Raw genomic sequence first — 669 nt, 5'->3', positions numbered from 1 at the left:
AAGAGCAGCGTAAAATCCATATCACGCCGCATGAGCGTAGCGCTTGGGTCATCGAAGGTGGTGACGAGGTTAAAGTATTTGATACTGATGCTGGTCGTATCGGTATCTTGGTCTGCTATGATGTTGAGTTCCCTGAACTTGCACGCCTATTAGCACTCGATGACATGGATATTTTGTTCGTGCCTTTCTGGACAGATACCAAAAACGGCTATTTGCGTGTACGCCATTGTGCCCAAGCACGTGCGATTGAAAACGAATGCTATGTAATGATTTGCGGTTCAGTAGGTAACTTGCCACAAGTCGAAAGTTTAGATATTCAGTACGCACAGTCGTCGATTTTTTCACCGTCAGATTTTGCCTTCCCGCATGATGCCATCATGGCAGAAACCACCGCCAATACTGAAATGGTATTCTTCTCAGATGTGAACTTAGACAAGCTGACTCACGTTCGTCACGAAGGCTCAGTACATAACTTGATTGACCGCCGTGATGACTTATTTAGCTTAAAATGGAAACGTAAATCCAAAATTCCTGCAAGCAAATTAAGTGACGAAGAACGCCGTGAAAACTCAGGCAGTGTGCTTATCGGTGATCCATTACAGAATCGTGCGCAAAAGCCATAGTTAGTTGTGCGCGCTTGATATAATGACTTAAGAGTAAACCTCATAA

1 protein-coding gene is annotated in these 669 nt (G+C 44.1%); it reads left to right on the top strand.

Annotated elements, in window-relative coordinates; translation table 11 throughout:
- A partial coding sequence (locus ACS8FC_RS18045; protein ID WP_439297800.1) for a nitrilase-related carbon-nitrogen hydrolase occupies positions 1–623 on the top strand: 623 nt, incomplete at its 5' end.
- Positions 624–669: the final 46 nt, after the last annotated feature.

The organism is Psychrobacter sp. 1Y4 (genome assembly GCF_051847555.1).
Note: the sequence above shows the minus strand (reverse complement) of the source record. Positions and strands in the feature narration are given on the sequence as shown.